This window comes from Paracoccus sp. (in: a-proteobacteria), assembly GCF_035556475.1.
Taxonomy (GTDB): Bacteria; Pseudomonadota; Alphaproteobacteria; order Rhodobacterales; family Rhodobacteraceae; genus Paracoccus.
Map to the genome: position 1 here is coordinate 21,620 of NZ_DATMFA010000027.1, position 19,558 is coordinate 41,177.

At 65.3% G+C, this 19,558-nt stretch carries 21 protein-coding genes; 12 read left to right on the plus strand and 9 right to left on the minus strand.

What is annotated here, in order from left to right; genetic code table 11:
* Window positions 1-42: 42 nt before the first annotated feature.
* Together VNQ78_RS03740 and VNQ78_RS03745 are read right to left on the minus strand one after the other, a co-directional pair.
* Window positions 43-1,680, minus strand: coding sequence for an MFS transporter (locus VNQ78_RS03740; RefSeq protein WP_325686729.1), 1,638 nt, complete (start codon window positions 1,678-1,680; stop codon window positions 43-45).
* A 29-nt stretch (window positions 1,681-1,709) separates the two neighbouring features.
* The gene (locus VNQ78_RS03745; protein WP_325686731.1) at window positions 1,710-1,955 is read right to left on the minus strand and encodes a hypothetical protein; all 246 of its coding nucleotides are present in this window, start codon (window positions 1,953-1,955) and stop codon (window positions 1,710-1,712) included.
* On the opposite strand from VNQ78_RS03745, the gene VNQ78_RS03750 reads away from it, so the two are divergent.
* Window positions 1,945-3,246: a D-amino acid dehydrogenase gene (locus VNQ78_RS03750; RefSeq protein WP_325686733.1), complete on the plus strand. Its 1,302-nt coding sequence runs from the start codon at window positions 1,945-1,947 to the stop codon at window positions 3,244-3,246. The two genes, VNQ78_RS03745 and VNQ78_RS03750, sit on opposite strands and share 11 nt — an antisense overlap.
* A 150-nt stretch (window positions 3,247-3,396) precedes the next feature.
* On the opposite strand, the gene VNQ78_RS03755 is transcribed toward VNQ78_RS03750, so the two are convergent.
* Window positions 3,397-3,786 carry a GlsB/YeaQ/YmgE family stress response membrane protein gene (locus VNQ78_RS03755; RefSeq protein ID WP_325686735.1) on the minus strand — a complete coding sequence of 130 codons (390 nt, stop codon included), beginning with the start codon at window positions 3,784-3,786 and terminating at the stop codon, window positions 3,397-3,399.
* A 189-nt stretch (window positions 3,787-3,975) separates the two neighbouring features.
* Here VNQ78_RS03755 and VNQ78_RS03760 point away from each other — a divergent pair, with 189 nt between their 5' ends.
* Both VNQ78_RS03760 and VNQ78_RS03765 read left to right on the plus strand, forming a co-directional pair.
* On the plus strand, window positions 3,976-4,713 hold the full coding sequence (locus VNQ78_RS03760) for a L,D-transpeptidase (protein WP_325686737.1): 738 nt from the start codon (window positions 3,976-3,978) through the stop codon (window positions 4,711-4,713).
* Window positions 4,714-4,874: 161 nt separating this feature from the next.
* The gene (locus VNQ78_RS03765; RefSeq protein ID WP_325686739.1) at window positions 4,875-5,789 is read left to right on the plus strand and encodes a lytic transglycosylase domain-containing protein; all 915 of its coding nucleotides are present in this window, start codon (window positions 4,875-4,877) and stop codon (window positions 5,787-5,789) included.
* A gap of 60 nt (window positions 5,790-5,849) precedes the next feature.
* Here VNQ78_RS03765 and VNQ78_RS03770 read toward each other — a convergent pair whose 3' ends face one another.
* Genes VNQ78_RS03770 through serB form a run of 3 tightly spaced genes read right to left on the minus strand, consistent with a single transcriptional unit; the run spans window position 5,850 to window position 9,005 of the window.
* On the minus strand, window positions 5,850-7,322 hold the full coding sequence (locus VNQ78_RS03770; RefSeq protein ID WP_325686741.1) for an ABC transporter substrate-binding protein: 1,473 nt from the start codon (window positions 7,320-7,322) through the stop codon (window positions 5,850-5,852).
* Between the two features lie 60 nt (window positions 7,323-7,382).
* The gene (locus tag VNQ78_RS03775; RefSeq protein ID WP_325686743.1) at window positions 7,383-8,075 is read right to left on the minus strand and encodes a CDP-alcohol phosphatidyltransferase family protein; all 693 of its coding nucleotides are present in this window, start codon (window positions 8,073-8,075) and stop codon (window positions 7,383-7,385) included.
* A gap of 54 nt (window positions 8,076-8,129) precedes the next feature.
* Window positions 8,130-9,005 carry a phosphoserine phosphatase SerB gene (gene serB, locus VNQ78_RS03780; RefSeq protein ID WP_325686745.1) on the minus strand — a complete coding sequence of 292 codons (876 nt, stop codon included), beginning with the start codon at window positions 9,003-9,005 and terminating at the stop codon, window positions 8,130-8,132.
* Window positions 9,006-9,195: 190 nt separating this feature from the next.
* Here serB and VNQ78_RS03785 point away from each other — a divergent pair, with 190 nt between their 5' ends.
* The 5 genes from VNQ78_RS03785 (at window position 9,196) to hspQ (ending at window position 13,856) form a co-directional block, all read left to right on the plus strand.
* Window positions 9,196-10,350 (plus strand): phosphoserine transaminase, encoded by a 1,155-nt coding sequence (locus VNQ78_RS03785; protein WP_325686747.1) that lies wholly within the window; start codon window positions 9,196-9,198, stop codon window positions 10,348-10,350.
* A 116-nt stretch (window positions 10,351-10,466) separates the two neighbouring features.
* Window positions 10,467-12,056, plus strand: coding sequence for a phosphoglycerate dehydrogenase (gene serA, locus VNQ78_RS03790; RefSeq protein WP_325686749.1), 1,590 nt, complete (start codon window positions 10,467-10,469; stop codon window positions 12,054-12,056).
* A 59-nt stretch (window positions 12,057-12,115) separates the two neighbouring features.
* Window positions 12,116-12,862 carry a metallophosphoesterase gene (locus VNQ78_RS03795; RefSeq protein WP_325686752.1) on the plus strand — a complete coding sequence of 249 codons (747 nt, stop codon included), beginning with the start codon at window positions 12,116-12,118 and terminating at the stop codon, window positions 12,860-12,862.
* 67 nt (window positions 12,863-12,929) lie between these two features.
* Window positions 12,930-13,388: a CreA family protein gene (locus VNQ78_RS03800; protein ID WP_325686754.1), complete on the plus strand. Its 459-nt coding sequence runs from the start codon at window positions 12,930-12,932 to the stop codon at window positions 13,386-13,388.
* Window positions 13,389-13,523: 135 nt separating this feature from the next.
* Window positions 13,524-13,856, plus strand: a complete 333-nt coding sequence (gene hspQ, locus VNQ78_RS03805; RefSeq protein ID WP_325686768.1) for a heat shock protein HspQ — start codon at window positions 13,524-13,526, stop codon at window positions 13,854-13,856.
* Here hspQ and VNQ78_RS03810 read toward each other — a convergent pair.
* A complete protein-coding gene (locus VNQ78_RS03810; protein ID WP_325686756.1) occupies window positions 13,829-14,344 on the minus strand; it encodes an ATP-binding protein in 516 nt (171 codons plus the stop codon). The genes hspQ and VNQ78_RS03810 overlap by 28 nt on opposite strands.
* Window positions 14,341-14,673, minus strand: coding sequence for an STAS domain-containing protein (locus VNQ78_RS03815; RefSeq protein WP_325686758.1), 333 nt, complete (start codon window positions 14,671-14,673; stop codon window positions 14,341-14,343). The genes VNQ78_RS03810 and VNQ78_RS03815 overlap by 4 nt, the downstream gene beginning before the upstream one ends.
* 280 nt (window positions 14,674-14,953) lie before the next feature.
* Between VNQ78_RS03815 and VNQ78_RS03820 the strand changes: the two genes are divergently transcribed.
* The 4 genes from VNQ78_RS03820 (at window position 14,954) to VNQ78_RS03835 (ending at window position 18,945) form a co-directional block, all read left to right on the plus strand.
* Window positions 14,954-16,360: a circularly permuted type 2 ATP-grasp protein gene (locus tag VNQ78_RS03820; protein ID WP_325686760.1), complete on the plus strand. Its 1,407-nt coding sequence runs from the start codon at window positions 14,954-14,956 to the stop codon at window positions 16,358-16,360.
* A 12-nt stretch (window positions 16,361-16,372) separates the two neighbouring features.
* A complete protein-coding gene (locus VNQ78_RS03825; protein ID WP_325686762.1) occupies window positions 16,373-17,332 on the plus strand; it encodes an alpha-E domain-containing protein in 960 nt (319 codons plus the stop codon).
* Between the two features lie 11 nt (window positions 17,333-17,343).
* On the plus strand, window positions 17,344-18,150 hold the full coding sequence (locus VNQ78_RS03830) for a transglutaminase family protein (protein ID WP_325686764.1): 807 nt from the start codon (window positions 17,344-17,346) through the stop codon (window positions 18,148-18,150).
* A gap of 69 nt (window positions 18,151-18,219) precedes the next feature.
* Entirely contained in the window at window positions 18,220-18,945 is a 726-nt protein-coding gene (locus tag VNQ78_RS03835) for a proteasome-type protease (protein ID WP_325686766.1), read from the plus strand.
* On the opposite strand, the gene VNQ78_RS03840 is transcribed toward VNQ78_RS03835, so the two are convergent.
* Window positions 18,942-19,558 (minus strand): MutS-related protein (locus VNQ78_RS03840; protein WP_414694039.1); only part of this gene is annotated, 617 nt, incomplete at its 5' end. The genes VNQ78_RS03835 and VNQ78_RS03840 overlap by 4 nt on opposite strands.

The following is a 19,558-nucleotide window of genomic DNA, read 5'->3' on the forward strand; positions in this document are numbered from 1 at the left end:
GCCGGGATTCGGTAAAGCCTTTCACGGCAACGGCTTGCCGGCTTATTGCGGCAGTTCCAGCTTGCCGATCAGCGGCAGGTCGTCGCTTGCGTCGACGCTGTGCCGCTCGATCATGCGATGAACCACCGGAGGGGCGTCGCCGCGATGCAGCTTGTGCAGCTCCTCATAGCTGTCGAAATCGGCTTTCGTCCGCCGCAGGTTGTGGCGGACATATTCGTCCCATGTCGCGATGTGATAGCTTTCAGACCATTGTTCGGGGTGCTGGAGGTCACGCAGCAAGGCCCAGTTCCGCGCCCCGTCGCGCCGCCGGATGTCGCGGCGCCGCGCCATCAGGCGCAGGAATTCGGGCACGTCCTCCTGATCTATCTGATAGTCGATCAGCACCATGATCGGCCCGGACCGCCCGCGCAGGTCCAGCTTCAGCTGTGGTTCGCGGAAGCTGTTCACCGGGTCGAGGTCGAGATTGCTGAACTCGGGCGCGCGGAACCAATGGCCGATCAGCGCGCCAAGGATCAGCGGGATCGCCGCGCAGATCAGCGCCGCGTCGATGCTTTGATTCGACGCGATCTCGCCCCAGACCCAGGCCCCGACCGCCATGCCGCCGAATGTCGCGGTCTGGTAAAGCGCGAGCGCCCGCGCCACCACCCAGCGCGGCGTCGAAAGCTGGACCGTGACATTGAACAGCGACAGCGCCAGAACCCAGCTTGCCCCGGCGGGCAGCATTGCGATTGCGTGCAGCCAGACCTGATCCGTCAGCGCGAGGACGAGGGATGCGCCCGCGAAGCCCAGAAAGGCCAGCCGCACCACATATTCATTGGTCAGGACCGAGCGGATACGCGGGTTCACCAGCGCCCCGATGATCGCGCCCAGCCCGTAGCAGCCCAGAAGCAGGCCGAACAGCAGCGACCCTCCCTCTGCGTGGGATTTCGCGACCAGCGGCAGGAGGGCAAGGATGGCGATGGCCGAAAAGCCGAAAAGCGCGCCCCGCGACAGGACGCGGACCAGGTTCGGCGACAGCGCCACATAGCGCAGCCCCGCCCCCACGGCCGAGATGAAGGGCTCGCGCGCGGTCAGTCGCTCGGGCGTGGTCGGGTGCCAGCGCAGCAGCGCGGCCAGGAGCGGGATATAGCTTGCCGCGTTCACCGCGAAGGCCGCGGCCGCGCCAAAGGCGGCGGTGATGATCCCGCCCACTGCCGGTCCGACGCTGCGCATCAGGTTGAACCCGACCGAGTTCAGCGTCACCGCGGCAGGCAGATCCTCACGCGGGACCAGATCGCCCATGCTCGCTTGCCACGGCGGGTTGTAGACCGCCTGCCCGACGCCGATCAGGAAGGTCAGCGACAGCAGGAGCATCGGCGTCATCCAGCCCTGCCAGGTCAGCACCGCCAGCACCAGCGAGACGGAGGCCATGAAGGCCTGTGCGCCAAGCAGCAGCGTGCGCCGGTCGAAATTGTCGGCCAGCGCGCCAGAGGCCAGCGCGAACAGCATGATCGGCAGGGTGTTCGATGCCTGCACCAGCGCGATCAGCGTCGGAGAATCCGTCAGCTGCGTCATCATCCATGCCGCGCCGACGGATTGGACCAGCCCCCCGAAATTCGAGATCAGCGTGGCCGACCAGAGCAAGCGGAAGTCGCCGTGGCGGAACGGGGCAAATGCGCTCTTGCGTTTCTCTGGGGGCATGGACTGCTACCTGTGCTTCGCCGGCCAGCTTAGGCAGGCTGTCTGGGGGCGGCAACTCCCGCACGAGTCATTTCCGCGTCAGCTGCTTTGGTCTGGAGGGATATATCTTTCCAATAATCGAGATATGAACGAATATTCCATCTCATAATCTGAAATTTGACGAAGAAATTTGCCTCATTCGCCTCAAGATCGGCGAAGATCGGGATTTCATTTCCGCAAAGGCCGCTATCCTGCCGGACAATCTCTTTCAAAGGGTGCGGATAGATGAAGATCATTGTTCTGGGTGCGGGTGTCATCGGCGTCACTTCAGCGTGGTATCTGGCCAAGGCCGGCCATGAGGTCACGGTGATCGACCGCCAGCAGGGTCCGGCGCAGGAAACGAGCTTCGCCAATGCGGGCGAGGTCTCGCCCGGCTATTCCTCGCCCTGGGCCGCGCCCGGCATTCCGCTGAAGGCAATCAAATGGATGTTCCAGCGCCATGCGCCGCTGGTGCTGCAACCCCGCCTCGACATGCAGCGGCTGGGCTGGATGGCGCGGATGCTGGCGAACTGCACCAGCGCCGCCTATGCCGTGAACAAGAGCCGGATGGTGCGCATCGCCGAATACAGCCGCGACTGCCTTGACGAGCTGCGGGCCGAGACCGGCATCCATTATGACGAGCGGTTGCAGGGCACGCTGCAGGTTTTCCGCAAGCAGGAGCAGATGGACGGCGCGGCGAAGGATATCGAGGTGCTGCGCGCCGATGGCGTCCCCTTCGAGGTGCTTGACCGTGCGGGCTGCGTCGCGGCCGAACCGGGGCTTGCCGCCTCGGCCGACCGGATCGTGGGCGGGCTGCGCCTGCCGGGCGACCAGACCGGCGATTGCTTCAAGTTCACCGGCAACCTTGCCGAGATGGCGAAGGCGCTGGGCGTGACCTTCCGCTGGGGCGTCGATATTCGGGCGCTCGAAGCCGAGGGCGGGCGGATCAGCGGCGTCGTCACCAGTCAGGGCCGGATGGTCGCGGATCGCTATGTGCTGGCGCTGGGACCGCATTCGCCGAAACTGGTGCGGCATCTGGGGCTGAAGCTGCCGATCTATCCGCTCAAGGGCTATTCGCTGACCATCCCGATCGAGGACGAGGGCCGCGCCCCGGTCTCGACCGTCATGGATGAGACTTACAAGGTCGCGATCACCCGTCTTGGCGACCGCATCCGCGTGGGCGGCCTGGCCGAGATCGCGGGCTATGACCTCAGCCTCAACGACCGCCGCCGCGCGACGCTGGCCAAGTCGGTCGGCGAGCTTTTCGGCGGCGCGGGCGATCCCGACAAGGCGCTGTTCTGGACCGGATTGCGTCCGATGACGCCGGATGGCACGCCGATCGTGGGGGCGACGCCGATCCCGAACCTCTATCTGAACACGGGGCATGGAACGCTGGGCTGGACGATGTCGGCAGGTTCGGGCAGGGTGCTGGCCGACCTCATCTCGGGTCGTCGTCCCGAGATCGAGACGGACGATCTGGGCTATGCCCGCTATGTCCGGGGGGCGAAGCCCAAGGCTGCCGGGGCCTTGCGCCCGGCCGAGGCCTGATCGGGAAATATGGAAGGAAGGGCAGAAATTGCCCTTCCTTGCGACCCGCCGTCCGATGCCCCCGAGGTCATTTCGGCTCGTCCCGAACCGGAGATTCCGGCGCGGCGGTTATTCGTCGGCCTCCTCTGCGAGAGAGGAGGCCTGGCGCCCTCAAGCGCGTCTGATCAGCCGCAAAATCACCAGCAGGATCACCGCGCCGATGGTGGCGAAGATGATCGAGCCGAGGATCGGGCTCGTTATGCTCATTCCAAGGCCGAGCGCCGGGAACAGGAAGCTGGCGATGATCGCGCCGACGATGCCGACGACGATATTGGTCAGCAGATCCTGTCCGTGGCCCTTGACGATCAGCCCGGCGAGCCAGCCGGCGATGGCGCCGATCAGCAACGTGACGATAAGAGCTGTGATGGTCATTTCGGGTCCCTTGTCTGTTCGACCGGCGGAGGTATGCGCCTTCGCGCGGTCGGCGGAGTAACGAGCGGTCGCCCGCAAGGTTCCATGGGAAATCAAGAAAGTGCCGATTGCCGCGAAATTCCCTGCCATTCGGCAACAGTCCGCGCCAGATTCGCCCGATCACGGAGGCTTGCCCTTGACGGATTCGGGCGGCGCGGAGACTTCTGGAGTCAGCCGAGTCGCGGCCGCCCTCCTGCTCGGTGGCATTCCGCGACTTGACGCCTTGAATGCTGCCTCGGCTGCGGCCCCTGCGCGCAGCCGTTACAAAGGGAAACTCAGATGCGATTTGCCTCGCTGATGCTGGCGATGGGGCTTGGCCTTGCTGCCTGCGCACCCACGACCCCGACCTCCACCACCTCGTCTGTCGGGAGTGGCGTCTATGGCGCACGCACCGACAGTGGCCCGAACGGCCAGCCGATCGAGATCCATGCCGTCCGCAAGGCCTATCTGACCGACCGCAATACCCGCCAGCGCGTCGCCTATAACGGCTCGGAAGCGCCGGGCACGATCGTCGTCGATCCCTATGCGCGCTTTCTCTATCACGTGATCGCGCCGGGCGAGGCGATGCGCTATGGCGTGGCCGTGGGTCAGGCCGGCAAGAACTTCCAGGGTGGGGCCTCGATCAACCGCAAGCAGGCCTGGCCGAGCTGGACGCCGACTGCGAACATGGTGCGCACCATGCCCGACCTTTACGGCCCGCTGCGCAATGGCCTGCCGGGCGGCATCGACAACCCGCTGGGTTCGCGGGCCTTCTACCTCTATCAGGGCGGGCGCGACACGCTTTATCGGATCCATGGCACGATGGATCCGTCCTCGATCGGCAAGGCGACCTCGGCCGGCTGTATCCGTATGTTCAACCAGGACATCATGGACCTCTTTGGCGAGATCCCGACCGGCACGCGGGTCAAGGTCCGCTCGCGCGGCGAAAGCGAGGCGCTGGAAGGTCCGCTGGTCCAGTTGCCGAACGGCTATCTCGAGCCCGCGGGGACTCCGGCGACCACCGCCGCCGCCCAGTAAAGCTTCGGCCTCGCCCTCAGAAGGGCGGGGCCTTTTCCTTCGTTCGGGCCGACAAGCCACACTGCGCGGGCGACGGACCGCCGGCCCTTACCTAGATGGTTTCCAAGTCGAGGCGGAATTGCTATTCCCCGGACGCACCATCCTTTGCAAGTAAGTCGCCGATGCGTCGTCTGGTTCTTGGGTTTCTTGCCGCGCTGGTCCTCAGCCCCGCTTCGGCCTATGAGGCGGTCGATGCGATCCACGGCCTGAGCGCGCCCCGCGCCTTCTCGGCCAAGAGCCGCTGCACGGATGACGGCTTCTATTGCATCTCGCTGGCGAATTACATTCCCGATGTCTGCACGGTGATCGAGCGCGCGGCGGGGCAAAACGACCTCGACCCGCATTTCTTCGCCCGGTTGCTGTGGAAGGAAAGCCTGTTCGAGCCGGGGGCGGTCAGTCCGGTCGGCGCGATGGGCATTGCCCAGTTCATGCCCGGCACGGCCGAGATGGTCGGGCTTGACGACCCCTTCAACCCGGCGAAGGCGATCGCGGCCTCGGCGCGCTATCTGCGGTCGCTGACCGACGGGTTCGGCAATGTCGGCCTGGCCGCCGTGGCCTATAATGGTGGCGAGAACCGCGCCGCGCGCTTCATCGCGCAGGATGGCGGCCTGCCCTGGGAGACGCAGGACTATGTCCAGGCGATCACCGGGTTGACCGCCGTAAGCTGGCGCGACAGCCCCGCGCAGACCGCCGACCTGCGGCTGGACAAGGAGCGGCCTTTCTATGCCGCCTGCGTCGATCTTGCGGCAAGCCGCAAGCTGCGCGAGTTCCGCACGCCCGAGCATCCCTGGCCCTGGGGTGTGATCGTCGCCACCCATCCGAGCCAGTCCGGCGTCACGACCCAGGTGTCGCGCCTGAACAAGACCCTGCGGCCGATCCTTGGCGGCAAGCGCGTCAGCTATGTGCGGCGCAAGATCTCGGGCGGCCCGCGCAAGGTCTATACGGCGCAGATCGGCTATTCCTCCAAGACCGAGGCCCATGCCTTCTGCACCCGGCTGCGCAGCTTTGGTGGGCGCTGCATCGTGCTGAAGAACTGAAAGGGCGCCGCCCGGGGGCAGCGCCGCATGAGTATTTGAGGAACGAAGAAGACGCGGGCGCTATTCGGTCCAGTGCACCTGGCTGAGATCATTGGCGGGCATCGGGGCATTTTCCCACAGGCCTTGGATCTGGGCCTTGGCCACGCCGATCTTGGGGAGCTGGAAGAGGAAGACATTGGCATAGGTATTGGCGAGGATTTCCTGCGCCTGTTTCAGGAGCTTCGAGCGCGCCGCCGGGTCGGTCTCGGCGTCGAGAAGCCCCATCACCTTGTTGAAGGCCGGGTTCTGGTAGTTGAAATAATAGCCGTCGCGGCCGTAGATGCCGATATCCATCGGCTCGACATGGCTGATGATGGTCAGATCATAATCGGCGTTCTTGAACACCTGCTCGAGCCATTGCGCCCATTCCATATTGGTGATCCGCGTCTCGATCCCGACGGCGCGCAGCTCTGCCGCCACGATCTCGCCGCCGCGGCGGGCATAGGGCGTGGGCGGGAGCGCGAGGCGCAGGGTGAGATCCTTGACGCCGGCCTCGGCCAGCAGGGCCTTTGCGCGTTCGGGGTCGTATTCCGAGAGTCCGGTCAGGTCGGTGTAATCGGGATTATGCGGTGCGAAATGGCTGCCGATCGGGGTGCCATAGCCGAACATGGCGCCGTCGATGATGTCCTTGCGGTTGATCGCATGGGCGATGGCCTCGCGGACCTTGAGGAGTGCGAGGGAGGGATTCTTGTGGTTCATGGCGAGGATGGTCTCGCCCTCGGTGGTGCCGACGAGAACCTTGAAGCGGGGATCGGCCTCGAGCTGCGCCAGCGTCTCGGGCGCGGGATAGATCGGGAAGGCGTCGAGATCGCCCGCCATCATCGCCGCGAAGGCCGCGGTCGGGTCGGGGATGAAGCGGAAGGTCGCGGTTTTCAGCGCCGGTTTCGTCCCCCAGTAGCCGTCATAGGCGGCAAGCCGGATATGGTCGCCCTGCACCCATTCATCAAAACGGAAGGGGCCGGTTCCGACGGGTTTCGTCGCGATTTCCGGGATATTGGCCTTGTCGACCATGACCGCATCGCCCCAGGCCATCTTGAAGGGGAAGCCGCCATCGGGCGCCTTGAGCGTGACGCGCACGGTCAGGGGATCCGGCGCCTCGACCGTCTCGATGCCCTCGAAGAGCGCCTTTTGCGCATTGGTGCTGTCGGGCGCGCGGGCGCGGTCGAGCGAGAAGATCACGTCCTCGGCGTCGAAGGCGCTGCCGTCATGGAAGGTCACGCCGGGGCGAAGGTGGAACAGATAGGCCTTGCCGCCGTCCTCGGCCTCCCAGCTGGAGGCGAGGCCGGGCACGGTGCTGCCATCGGGCGCGATGCGGGTCAGGCCCTCGAAGACATTGGCATAGACAATCTCGTCTATGGCGGCGGCGGTGCCGCCGGTCGGGTCGAGGTTTGGCGGCTCAAGCACCATGCCCAGCGTGATCGTATCCTGCGCCGCCAATACCGGCGTCGCCGTCAGTATTGCCAGCGCCGCACCGCGCATGAAATTGCCAAGCATTCCGCCTCCATCTGCTTCTTCGGGTCGGTCAGGCAGGTTTTCGCGCAAATGCCGGGGGAATCAAGTCCGCTTCTCGGTCAGTTGCTGTGCGGCGCCCGCGCCGATCAGCCAGAGCGAGGTGACGAGGAGGCCCCAGCGGGCGATGCTGTCGGGGTGGAAGTCGTCGAGGACTGCCCAGACCGCGAAAACCACCCAGCCAACCGTCACCGGCAGCGAGATGGCGCGCCAGCGCCCAGTCCGCACCGGATGGATGAATTTCACATTGGTGAACATGGTCAGCGTCAGCGCCACCACGATCAGGAGAATCACCCAGAAATTCGGCTTCAACGCGAAGAGGACCAGCACCACCATGTTCCAGCAGGCGGGGAAGCCGGCAAAGGAATTGTCCTTTGTCTTCATCCGCGTATCGGCGAAATAGATCACGCTGCCATAGGTGATGGCGATGATCGCGATCCAGCCCGTCCAGCCCGGCAGGAGGCCCGACATGAAAAGCGCATAGGCCGGGATGAAGACATAGGTGAGATAGTCGATGATCAGATCCATTAACACGCCGTCATAGGTCGGCCAGTTGATCGTCACCTGATAGCGGCGTGCCAGCGGGCCGTCGACGCCGTCGACGATCAGCGCCACGACGAGCCAGAAGAACATCTGCGACCATTCGGCATTCACCGCCGCCAGCAGCGCCAGCATCGACAGGACCGCGCCGGTGGCGGTCAGCAGGTGGACGGAAAGGGCCTTGAAGCGGATTTTCATCCTCTGCTTCTCTCACCGATGGGCCGAGTTCGCAAGTTCGTGAACGCGGGGGTGTCAGTTCGCGAATTCTTCCGCGGCGTAACCCTGCAGGTAGAGAAGGGCCGTCAGGTCGCCGTGATTGATCCTGAGATCGACCTCGGCCGCGACGACGGGCTTGGCGTGAAGCGCGACGCCGGTGCCGGCGAGCTTCAACATGCCGAGGTCATTCGCCCCGTCGCCGACCGCGATCGCATCGGCGGGGGTAAGGCCGCGGGCGGCGGTGATTTCTTCGAGCGCCTCGACCTTGGCCTCGCGGCCGAGGATCGGCAGGCCAACCGTGCCGAGGAGGACGCCCTGATCGGCCAGAAGCTCATTCGCGCGATGCTCGTCAAAGCCGAGGGCGGCGGCGACCGGGCCGGTAAAGACCGTGAAGCCGCCCGAGACGAGCGCGGTATAGGCCCCCTGCGCCCGCATGGTCGCGACGAGTTCCTTGCCGCCGGGCGCAAGGGTGATGCGGCTGTCCAGCACCTCGCCGATGGCCGATTCGGAAAGCCCGGCCAGCAGGGCGACGCGGGCGGTCAGGGCCTCGTGGAAATTCAACTCGCCGTTCATGGCGCGGGCGGTGATCGCGGCGACGCGCTCGCCCACGCCGGCGACATCGGCGAGTTCGTCGATGCATTCCTGCTGGATCATGGTCGAATCCATGTCGGCCAGCAGCACCGCCTTGCGCCGGCCTTGCGTCGGCTGGATGGCGAGGTCGAAGCCCTTCTGTTGAAGGATTTCCCATGCCTTCCAGAAATCACTGGGGACGGCCTCGACCGGAAATTCCGCGGCGATTCCGGGGTTGAGCCAGAGGACATGGCCGCCGTCCCAATCCTTGCGCAGCTCCTCGACCAGCGAGGCGGCGAGATCGGCGCGTTCCGGCGCAGCGAGGATGGTGACGGTGAACATGGGATCTCCGGGGCGCGAGGGATTTGGCGCAGCACTAGCCAAAACCGCCCGCGGCTTCAATCGGGGCGGCAGGGAAGGGGCCGGCGGAACGGCGCGAAATTTTTTCTTGCCTGAAGGCCGGGCGCGGTATATCGCCGTCAGCGGGACACGCCGCCCCAACGCGGCGCTATCTAGCTGGAAGGCTACACATATGAGCATCAATGCTCCGGCTGCGCGGCCGGCAAATCCGCGCTTTTCGTCTGGCCCCTGTGCCAAGATCCCCAATTTCTCGCTGGACATGCTTGCTGACGCGCCGCTCGGCCGCTCGCATCGTGCCGCGATCGGCAAGTCGAAGCTTGCCGAGGCCATCGACCTCACCCGCGAGATCCTTGGTGTTCCCGCCGATTACCGCATCGGCATCGTTCCTGCCTCGGATACCGGCGCTGTCGAAATGGCGCTGTGGTCGCTGCTTGGCCCGCGCAAGGTCGAGATGCTGGCCTGGGAAAGCTTCGGCGAAGGCTGGGTCACCGATGTGGTGAAACAGCTGAAGCTCGACGCCGTGACCCGCAAGGCGCCCTATGGCCAGATCGTCGATTTTGCCGAGGTCGATTTCGACAATGACGTCGTCTTCACCTGGAACGGCACCACCTCGGGCGTGCGCGTGCCGAATGGCGACAAGATCCCGGCGGAGCGCGCGGGCCTGACCATCTGCGACGCGACCTCGGCCGCGTTTGCGATGGACCTGCCCTTCGACAAGCTGGATGTGGTGACTTTCAGCTGGCAGAAGGTGCTGGGCGGCGAGGGCGGGCATGGCGTCCTGATCCTGAGCCCGCGCGCCGTCGAGCGTCTGGAGAGCTATACCCCCGCCTGGCCGATGCCGAAGATCTTCCGCATGACCAAGGGCGGCAAGCTGATCGAAGGGATCTTCAAGGGCGAGACGATCAACACGCCCTCGATGCTCTGCGTCGAGGATTATCTGGTCGCGCTGAAATGGGCGCAATCGCTGGGCGGCCGCAAGGCGCTGGAAGCCCGCGCCAACGCGAATGCTGGCGCGATCCGCGATTTCATCGCCGGCAAGGACTGGATCGCCGATCTGGCCGAGGATCCCGCGACGGCCTCGACCACGAGCGTCTGCCTGAAATTCACCGATCCGCGCATCAAGGACGGGGCGGCTTTTGCCAAGGCCGTCGCCAAGCGTCTGGAAAAAGACGGCGTGGCGCTGGACGCGGGTGCCTATCGTGACGCGCCGGCGGGCCTGAGGATCTGGTGCGGTTCGACCGTCGAGACCTCGGACGTGGCCGCGCTGATGCCGTGGATCGAATATGCGTTCAACGCAGAGATCGAAGCGCAGGCCGCGCTGGCCTGATCTGAACGGGGGGCGCTGCCCCCCGCACCCCCCGGGGTATTTGTGAAACGATGAAGGGCAAAGCGCGGGGCCGGGGAGGCACCCGCGCGGCCCCAGCATATCCAGAGGATAGAGAGATGCCCAAGGTTCTTGTTTCGGACAAGCTTTCGGAAACCGCCGTCCAGATCTTCCGCGATCGCGGCGTCGACGTGGACTATCTGCCGGATGTCGGCAAGGACAAGGAGAAGCTGGCCGAGATCATCGGCCAGTATGACGGCCTTGCCATCCGTTCGGCCACCAAGGTGACGGCGAAGCTGCTGGAGAACGCCACCAACCTGAAGGTCATTGGCCGCGCCGGGATCGGGGTCGACAATGTCGAGATCCCCGCCGCCTCGAAAAAGGGCGTGATCGTCATGAACACGCCCTTCGGCAACAGCGTGACCACCGCCGAACATGCCATCGCGCTGATGTTCGCCGTGGCGCGGCAATTGCCGGAGGCCAGCGCCTCGACCCATGCCGGGAAGTGGGAGAAGAACCGCTTCATGGGCGTCGAGGTCTTCAACAAGACGCTGGGCATCATTGGCGCGGGGAATATCGGCTCGATCGTGATCGACCGGGCGCTGGGGCTGCGCATGAAGGTCCTGGCCTATGACCCCTTCCTGTCGGAAGAGCGCGCGGTGGAGCTGGGCGTGAAGAAGGTCGAGCTGGACGAGCTGCTGGCCAAGGCCGATTTCATCACCCTGCATGTTCCGCTGACCGACAAGACCCGTAACATCCTGTCGCGCGAGAACCTCGCCAAGACCAAGAAGGGCGTGCGCATCATCAATGCCGCGCGTGGCGGTCTGATCGACGAGGAGGCGCTGGCCGAGCTGCTGAAGTCGGGCCATGTCGCCGGGGCGGCGCTGGATGTGTTCGCGACCGAGCCTGCGACCGACAGCCCGCTGTTCAATCTGCCCAATGTCGTCGTGACGCCGCATCTGGGCGCCTCGACCAATGAGGCGCAGGAGAATGTCGCGCTGCAGGTGGCCGAGCAGATGTCGGATTACCTGCTGACCGGCGCGGTGCAGAACGCGCTGAACATGCCTTCGGTGACGGCAGAGGAAGCGGCCGTCATGGGTCCGTGGATCAAGCTGGCGGGGCATCTTGGCGCCTTCATCGGCCAGATGACCGACGAGCCGATCAAGGCGATCAACGTCCTTTACGACGGCGTCGCATCCGAGATGAACCTGAAGGCGCTGAACGCCTCGGTCATTGCGGGTGTCATGAAGGCGACGAACCCGGATGTGAACATGGTCTCGGCCCCGGTCATCGCGACCGAGCGCGGTGTCCAGGTCGCGACCACGACGCAGGGCAAATCGGGGATCTTCGACGGCTATATCAAGGTCACGGTGGTGACGGAGACGCGCGAACGCTCGATCGCGGGGACGGTCTTCAGCGACGGCAAGCCGCGCTTCATCCAGATCCGCGGCATCAATGTCGATGCAGAGATCGGCGAGTTCATGCTTTACACCCGCAACAAGGACGTGCCGGGCGTCATCGGCGCGCTGGGAACGATCCTTGGCGATCTGGGCGTGAACATCGCGAACTTCACCCTTGGCCGGACGCAGACCGGGGACGACGCCATCGCGATCCTCTATCTGGACGAGGAGCTGAAGCCTGAGGTAATCGAGGCGCTGCGGGCGACGGGCAAGTTCCTGCAGGTTCGTCCGATCAACTTCGAGGTCTGATCAGGACCTGACGACCGGCCCCGGACCCGCTCCGGGGCCTTTTTCATTGCGGAGGCGTGATGCGCACCTATGTCATCGGCGATATCCACGGGCAGCTCGACCTGCTGCGATCGGTGCATGAGCGGATCGGCCGTGACGATGCGGCGCATGGCGGCGGCGGGCGGGTGGTCCATGTCGGCGACCTGATCGACCGCGGGCCGGATTCGCGCGGCGTCGTCGATTATCTGATGCGCGGGCAGGCCGAGGGGCGGCCCTGGACGGTGCTGAAAGGCAATCACGACCGCTTCCTGCCGCGCTTTGTCAATGAGCCGGACTGGATCGATCCCGGCCTCGCCTCGGGGCGGCACTGGCTGGATCATGCCAATCTGGGGGCGGGGCCGACCCTTGCCTCCTATGGCGTCACGCGGGGCACGCGCGACCACGCGGATATTCTGGCCGACACGATCCGCGCCGTGCCCGAGGCGCATCTGCGCTGGCTGGACGGCTTGCCGCTATGGCATCTGATTCCCGAGGCGCTGATCGTCCATGCCGGTATCCGCCCGCATGTCGACCTGTCGCAGCAGACCGAGCATGACCTGGTCTGGATCCGGCAGGGTTTTCTGGACGACGCGACCGATCACGGCATCCTTGTCGTCCATGGCCATACCGTGGTCGACCAGGTGACGCATTTCGGCAACCGCCTCGCCATCGATACCGGCGCCGCCTATGGCGGGCCGCTGAGCGTCGTGGTCTTTGACGGCGGGGAGCCGCAATTGCTGACGGAGGAGGGCAGGGCGCCCATTCACCGCGAGGCATTGCCGGCCTGAGCCCGGACCGGGTTGCAAGCCCGGTCGGTCCTCGCCATGCTGGAGCCGTTCTTTCCGTGGAGGTTCCATGCGGCTCGCCCTTGCCCTGCTGCTTTTGGCCGCGATGCCGGCCCGCGCCGAGATCGTCGGCAAGGTGGGCGTCGACTGGGTCGGCAACGACATTCTGGTCGAGGCGATCGCCGATCCCGAGGTTGAGGGCGTGACCTGTCATCTGGCCTATTTCGAACGCTCGATGCTTGACCGCCTGAAACAGGGGAACTGGTTCGAGGATCCGTCGAACTCGGCCATCGAATGCGTGCGGACGGGACCGATCACGATTGGCGACATCGCGCGTGCTCCGGCTGGCGAGGACGTCTTCTCGGCCTCGCGGTCGCTGATCTTCAAGTCGCTGCGGGTGAAGCGGATCTATGACGAGAAGAATCATGTGCTGATCTATCTCTCGCATGGCAATCAGGTGACACAAGGCTCGGCCAAGATGGCGCTCTCGACCGTCGCGCTGGAGCCGGACGAGGCGCCCGGCCCCTGATTCCCGCGGGAAATCCCGCATAGTGTCGCGACGATCCGGCCGCCGTGGGGATCGGCTGCAGGGGCGATTGCGACGGCTTTGGTGGACACGGGCGGTCCGCCGCGCTATTGAGCCCGGCGAAACGGGAACATGACGATGCGGATTCCGGCCAAGACGGCGAAATACAGTTTGGGGCAGGTCGTGCGCCACCGGGAACATCCGTTCCGGGGGGTGGTGTTCGACGTCGATCCCGAATTCGCCAATACCGAGGAATGGTACGAGTCCATCCCCGAAGAGTCGCGCCCGTCCCGCAATCAGCCCTTCTACCACCTCTATGCCGAGACCGAAGCGACCTATTACGTCGCCTATGTCTCGGAACAAAATCTCGTCCCGGATGTCTCGGGCGAGCCGCTGGAACATCCCGAGGTGGACGAGATGTTCGGCGAGTTCGAGGATGGCCGCTATCCGCTGCAATTCGGGCTGAACTGACCGCTTGAGCCTGCGTCCCCCACCGGGACGATGAAGGCGAGGAAGTTGCGCCTCCCCTCGCGGAAATAGCTGAGCGAGGCGGTCAGATCCTGGATCAGGAACCAGCCGAACCCCCCTTCGGGCAGGGCATCGCGCTGGCCCGTCGCGGGCGCACCGGGAAGGCGCGGGCCAAGGCAGTGATCGGGCAGCGGAATCCCGTCATCCGTCACCGCACAAGCGATGCCCCCGACATGGCGGATGACGCAAAGATGGATCAGCGGCGCATGGCCTTGTCCGCCCGGCCTTTCGGCACCGCCTTCTCCCCCATGCTGGCAGATGTTGTTCAGAATCTCGGCCAGCGCCAGTTCGACACGGAAGATCGCCTCCTCTCCGGCGCTGCCGTCGAATCTTTCGTGCAGGAAGTTCAGCGCATGGCGCACGGTCATCGGGTCGGCGCGGAAGATACGGTGCAGCATGGGCTGGCGCTGAGAGAGGGTTTCGGCCCTCATCTCTCGCGGTCGTGCCATGCCGGGCCGGGGATGATCGTCATGACCTTGTCCATGCGCGTCAGTCGGAACACCCGCTCGACATTCGGGGTGAGGCCCGAAAGCACGAGGCTGCGGCCCGCGGGCATCTGCTTGAAGATGGCGATGACCGCGCCGAGGCCGGAGCTGTCCATGAAATCGACCGGGCTGAGGTCCAGCGTGACGCGCGCGCCGCCATGGGCGACGAGGCCGCGCACCTTGTCCTTGAAGGCCAGTGCGACCGCGGCGTCGAGGCGTTTTTCCTCGACCCTGATCGTGACGCCGTCGTCCTGGGGCAGCAAGCTGAGCTGCATCATCCTACCTCGCTGATCGTGATGCCCAAGGCTTAGGCCGCAATCCTTAGCGCGGGGTTAGCGCGGCCGGCCTTGGCGGCGGTCTTTTCCCCGCATTTGCATAAAATGCCCTGCGACAGCGGCGGCACTTCGCAGGCCGCGCGGCTGGTCGGTTTTTAGGCAGGGCTGCTTCCTCGGGTGACAGCGGGGAACTTGCGCCCGGCATTCCTTGTTCCTCCGATGGACAGCGGCGGGCCGAGTGCCAAGATCACAGGCAGTGACGAGGGAAGCCGGGGTGGTGATGCATTACAATGAAATGATGGAAAGCGGGCAGGTCCGGGCGCCCTATGCCATGCTGTCGGACTGGGTCGAAACCATGCCGGCCGAGATCAGGCAGATGAAGCAGGCCGAGGCCGAGGCGCTGTTCCGCCGCATCGGCATCACCTTCGCGGTCTATGGCGAGGGGGGCGACCCGGACCGGCTGATCCCCTTCGACATGATGCCGCGTGTCTTTCTGCAAAGCGAATGGCGCAAGCTGGAGCGCGGGATCAAGCAGCGGGCGCGGGCGCTGAACGCCTTCCTGCGCGATGTCTATTCACGGGCCGAGATCGTGCGGGCGGGCCGCATCCCGGCGCAGCTTGTCTTTCAGAACGCCGCTTTCGAGAAGGCGGTGGTGGGCTTCGTTCCGCCGCGCGGCGTCTTTTCCCATATCGTCGGCATCGACATCGTGCGCACCGGCCGCGATGAATTCTTCGTGCTGGAGGACAATTGCCGCACCCCCTCCGGTGTCAGCTACATGCTGGAAAACCGCGAGATCATGATGCGCATGTTCCCCGCGCTCTTCCGCAACAACCGGATCGAGCCGGTGGAGCAATATCCCGAATTGCTGCGCCGGACCCTCGCCTCGGTCGCGCCGGCGAAATGCGAGGGCGCGCCGACCGTCGTGATCCTGACGCCGGGCCATTTCAACAGCGCCTATTACGAACACAGTTTCCTTGCGAACCTGATGGGGGTCGAACTGGTCGAGGGCAGCGACCTGTTCGTCGATGGCGGCTTTGTCTATATGCGCACGACGCAGGGGCCGAAGCGGGTCGACGTGATCTATCGCCGGATCGACGACCCGTTCCTCGACCCGCTGTGTTTCCGCAAGGATTCCATGCTGGGCGTGCCGGGGCTGATGGATGTCTATCGCTCGGGCGGGGTCGCCATCGCCTCGGCCCCCGGCGCGGGCGTGGCCGATGACAAGGCGGTCTATACCTTCGTTCCCGAGATGGTCCGCTTCTATCTGGGCGAGGAGCCGCTTTTGCAGAACGTCCAGACATGGACGCTGTGGAAGGACGAGGATTACCGATATGTCATGGCCAATCTCAAGGAATTGGTGGTGAAGGAGGTCCATGGCTCGGGCGGCTACGGAATGCTGATCGGCCCCAAGGCCAGCAAGGCCGAGATCGAGGCCTTTGCCGAGCGGATCAGAGCCAATCCCGGCAATTACATCGCCCAGCCGACGCTGGCGCTGTCGACCAGCCCCACCTTCGTCGATCAGGGTATCGCGCCCCGGCATGTCGACCTGCGCCCCTTCTGCCTTTGCGGCGACCGGGTGGAGCTGGTGCCGGGCGGGCTGACCCGCGTTGCGCTGCGCGAGGGCTCGCTTGTCGTGAACTCGTCGCAGGGCGGCGGGGTCAAGGACACCTGGGTTCTGACGGAATAGGAGGGGTCGCAGATGCTCAGCCGCACCGCCGCCAACCTGTTCTGGATGGGTCGCCATCTGGAACGCGCCGAAACCGCCGCCCGTCTGCTGGATGTGGGCGCGCGCATCACCCTTCTGCCGAATACCGAGGAAGGCTATCGCAACGAATGGGAATCGCTTCTGCGCGCCTCGGGTGCGCAACTGACCTTTGCCCAGCGTTACGGGGCCGAGATCAATCAGGAGAATGTCGAGTCCTGGCTGTTCTTCGACAGCGAAAACCCGGCCTCGGTCGCGAGTTGCATCGAACGCGCGCGTGAGGGGGGGCGGGTGGTCCGCACCGCCCTGACGAACCAGGTCTGGGACGCGCTGAACATCGCCTTTCAGGAGTTGCGGCAGCTGAAGGGCCGGGCGCGCAGCCAGCTTGATACCGCGATGCTGACCGATTTCACCACCCGCCATGGCGCGACGGTGCGCGGCGCGATCAATGCAAGCCAGCTTCGCAATGATGGCTGGCATTTCATCAATCTCGGCTATTCGCTGGAGCGGGCGGACGCGACCTCGCGCCTGCTCGACGTGAAATACTACGTGCTGCTGCCGCGGGTCGAGTTCATCGGCTCGGGCCTCGACAACTATCAATGGCAAGTGATCCTGCGCGCGCTTTCCGCCCATCGCGCCTTTCACTGGGCCTATGGCGGCGAGGTGACGGCGGCCAAGGTCGCGGATTTCCTGATCCTGAACGGCGAAAGCCCACGATCGCTGCTGACCTCGCTTTACGAGGCGGTCTGGAACCTCGACGGGCTGACCCGCCGCTATGGCGAGGGCGTGCCCGCGACGGCCTCGGTCCATGCGCGCGAAACGCTGGATGCGCTGATGTCGCGCGATATCGAGGCGATCTTCGACGAGGGGCTGCACGAGTTCCTCTCATGGTTCATCGGCGAGATCGCCAGCATCTCGAATGCCGTGCATGACGACTATTTCAGCGGCAGGATGTAGGGAGGGGTCCGGTGAGGCTGAAGATCACCCACGAGACAAGCTACAGCTATGACACGCCGGTCGAGGCGCTGGTGCAAAGCCTGCGCCTGACCCCCTCGGTCCATGAGGGGCAGCGCGTCGGCGAATGGCGGATCACGGTCAGCGGCGGCCAGCGCGGCGCGGCCTTCCGCGACGGCGCGGGCGACTGGATCGAGGGTTGGACCGTGCGCGGCCCGATCGAGACGGTGAAGGTCTCGATCGAGGGCCTGATCGAGACGCGGGACACCGCCGGCGTCCTGCGCGGCCACCGCGAGACGGTAAGCCCGCTGGTCTACCTGCGCGACACCCCCGCCACCACGCCCGACGCGGCGCTGCGCGCGCTTGCCGCCTCGGTCCGGGGCGAGGATGCGCTCGACCTCGGGCACCGGCTGTCGGCGGAGGTTCACCGGGCGATCGCCTTCGTTCCGGGCGCTACCGCCGTCTCGACCTCGGCGGCGGAGGCCCTCGCGCTGGGACAGGGGGTCTGCCAGGACTTCGCCCAGGCGCTGATCGCCTGCGCCCGTGCGCTGGGCCTGCCGGCGCGTTATGTCTCGGGTTATCTCCATTCGACTGCCGATGGAAAGCCGCATGACGCCGCCCATGCCTGGGCCGAGATCCATGTCGGCGCGCTTGGCTGGGTCGGCTTCGACGCGGCGAATGCCTGCTGCCCGGATGACCGCTATGTCAGGCTTGGTTCGGGTTATGACGCTGAGGATGCGGCGCCGGTGCGCGGCATGGCCTTCGGCTTCGGGACCGAAAGCCTTGCCGTGCGCGTCCATGTCGAGGAGGTCCAGCAATAGCCGCGTATCGCCGTTGCCTTGCCTTGCCGGGCATCGTAACTCTCCGATGAGGCGGGGGAGGGGTGCCGCATGACCTATTGCGTTGGTCTGAAACTGGATGCCGGGCTGGTTCTGCTTTCTGATACGCGGACCAATGCGGGGCTCGACAATATCTCGACCTATCGCAAGATGTATTTCTTCGAGGAGCCCGGCGAGCGTGTCATCGCCATCCTGACGGCGGGTAGCCTCTCGGTCACGCAGACCGCGCTCGGCCGGTTGCAGGAGGCGGTCGAAGACCCGGATTCGGACGAGACCACCTCGATCATGAAGGCCGGGTCGATGCTGCAGGTCGCGACGATCATCGGCGAGACGCTGAACCGCACCCGGCGCGAGATTTCCGAACTGACCCGCGACCTGAACCAGCAGGCCAGCGCCAGCATGATCGTCGCCGGCCAGCGCCGCGACGGCGAGATGCGGCTGTTCCTGATCTATCCGCAGGGCAATTTCATCATGGCGACCGATGACACGCCCTTTTTGCAAATTGGCGAGCATAAATACGGAAAGCCCATCCTCGACCGGGTGGTGACGCCGCAGACCAGCCTTGCCGATGCGCAAAAGGCGGTGTTGCTGTCGATGGATTCGACGCTGCGCTCGAACCTCTCGGTCGGGATGCCGCTGGATCTGGCGGTGATCGAGCGGGACGGACTGCGCGTCTCGCAGCGCCGCCGCATCCTCGAGGGCGACCCGGCCTTCATGGCCATGTCCTCGGCCTGGTCGGCGGCCTTGCGCGACAGTTTCGGCAAGGTTCTGATCTAGGGCTGGCCCGCGACCATGCCGCGCAATTCGTAAAGCAGGTCCAGCGCCTCGCGCGCGGTGATGTCGTCGGGATTGATGGCGCGCAGCCGCTCCTCGGCCGCCGAGGGGGCGGGCTTCGCCGATACCGGGACAGGCGGCGCCGCGCGGAACAGCGGCAGGTCGTCCAGCAGCGCGGCGGGCTTGCCCGCGCCCTCGCGCTCGCCGCTTTCAAGCTGGTGCAGGATCTCTCGCGCGCGATCGACGACCGAGGGAGGCAGTCCCGCCAGCCGCGCCACCTGCACGCCATAGGAGCGGTCGGCCGCGCCCTTGGTGACCTCATGGAGGAAGATCACCTCGCCCTCCCATTCGCGGACGGCGACGGTCGCGTTCTCGACCCCCTCGAGCCGCGCGGAAAGCGATGTCATCTCGTGGTAATGTGTCGCGAAGAGCGCGCGGCAGCGGTTCCGGGCATGCAGATGCTCCATCACCGCCCATGCAATCGAAAGCCCGTCCCAGGTCGCGGTGCCGCGCCCGATCTCGTCAAGGATCACCAGGGCGTGGTCGTCGGCCTGATTGAGGATCGCCGCCGTCTCGACCATCTCGACCATGAAGGTCGAGCGTCCGCGCGCAAGGT

Bases quoted from the DNA above. Each gene is read 5' to 3' on its own strand.
- VNQ78_RS03760 (WP_325686737.1), top strand. From the start codon at position 3,976: ATGCGATTTGCCTCGCTGATGCTGGCGATGGGGCTTGGCCTTGCTGCC.
- VNQ78_RS03755 (WP_325686735.1), bottom strand. From the start codon at position 3,786: ATGGCAGGGAATTTCGCGGCAATCGGCACTTTCTTGATTTCCCATGGA.
- VNQ78_RS03785 (WP_325686747.1), top strand. From the start codon at position 9,196: ATGAGCATCAATGCTCCGGCTGCGCGGCCGGCAAATCCGCGCTTTTCG.
- serA (WP_325686749.1), top strand. From the start codon at position 10,467: ATGCCCAAGGTTCTTGTTTCGGACAAGCTTTCGGAAACCGCCGTCCAG.
- serB (WP_325686745.1), bottom strand. From the start codon at position 9,005: ATGTTCACCGTCACCATCCTCGCTGCGCCGGAACGCGCCGATCTCGCC.
- VNQ78_RS03820 (WP_325686760.1), top strand. From the start codon at position 14,954: ATGCATTACAATGAAATGATGGAAAGCGGGCAGGTCCGGGCGCCCTAT.
- VNQ78_RS03750 (WP_325686733.1), top strand. From the start codon at position 1,945: ATGAAGATCATTGTTCTGGGTGCGGGTGTCATCGGCGTCACTTCAGCG.
- VNQ78_RS03825 (WP_325686762.1), top strand. From the start codon at position 16,373: ATGCTCAGCCGCACCGCCGCCAACCTGTTCTGGATGGGTCGCCATCTG.
- VNQ78_RS03775 (WP_325686743.1), bottom strand. From the start codon at position 8,075: ATGAAAATCCGCTTCAAGGCCCTTTCCGTCCACCTGCTGACCGCCACC.
- VNQ78_RS03740 (WP_325686729.1), bottom strand. From the start codon at position 1,680: ATGCCCCCAGAGAAACGCAAGAGCGCATTTGCCCCGTTCCGCCACGGC.
- VNQ78_RS03765 (WP_325686739.1), top strand. From the start codon at position 4,875: ATGCGTCGTCTGGTTCTTGGGTTTCTTGCCGCGCTGGTCCTCAGCCCC.
- VNQ78_RS03835 (WP_325686766.1), top strand. From the start codon at position 18,220: ATGACCTATTGCGTTGGTCTGAAACTGGATGCCGGGCTGGTTCTGCTT.
- VNQ78_RS03795 (WP_325686752.1), top strand. From the start codon at position 12,116: ATGCGCACCTATGTCATCGGCGATATCCACGGGCAGCTCGACCTGCTG.
- hspQ (WP_325686768.1), top strand. From the start codon at position 13,524: ATGCGGATTCCGGCCAAGACGGCGAAATACAGTTTGGGGCAGGTCGTG.
- VNQ78_RS03810 (WP_325686756.1), bottom strand. From the start codon at position 14,344: ATGAGGGCCGAAACCCTCTCTCAGCGCCAGCCCATGCTGCACCGTATC.
- VNQ78_RS03815 (WP_325686758.1), bottom strand. From the start codon at position 14,673: ATGCAGCTCAGCTTGCTGCCCCAGGACGACGGCGTCACGATCAGGGTC.
- VNQ78_RS03800 (WP_325686754.1), top strand. From the start codon at position 12,930: ATGCGGCTCGCCCTTGCCCTGCTGCTTTTGGCCGCGATGCCGGCCCGC.
- VNQ78_RS03770 (WP_325686741.1), bottom strand. From the start codon at position 7,322: ATGCTTGGCAATTTCATGCGCGGTGCGGCGCTGGCAATACTGACGGCG.
- VNQ78_RS03745 (WP_325686731.1), bottom strand. From the start codon at position 1,955: ATGATCTTCATCTATCCGCACCCTTTGAAAGAGATTGTCCGGCAGGAT.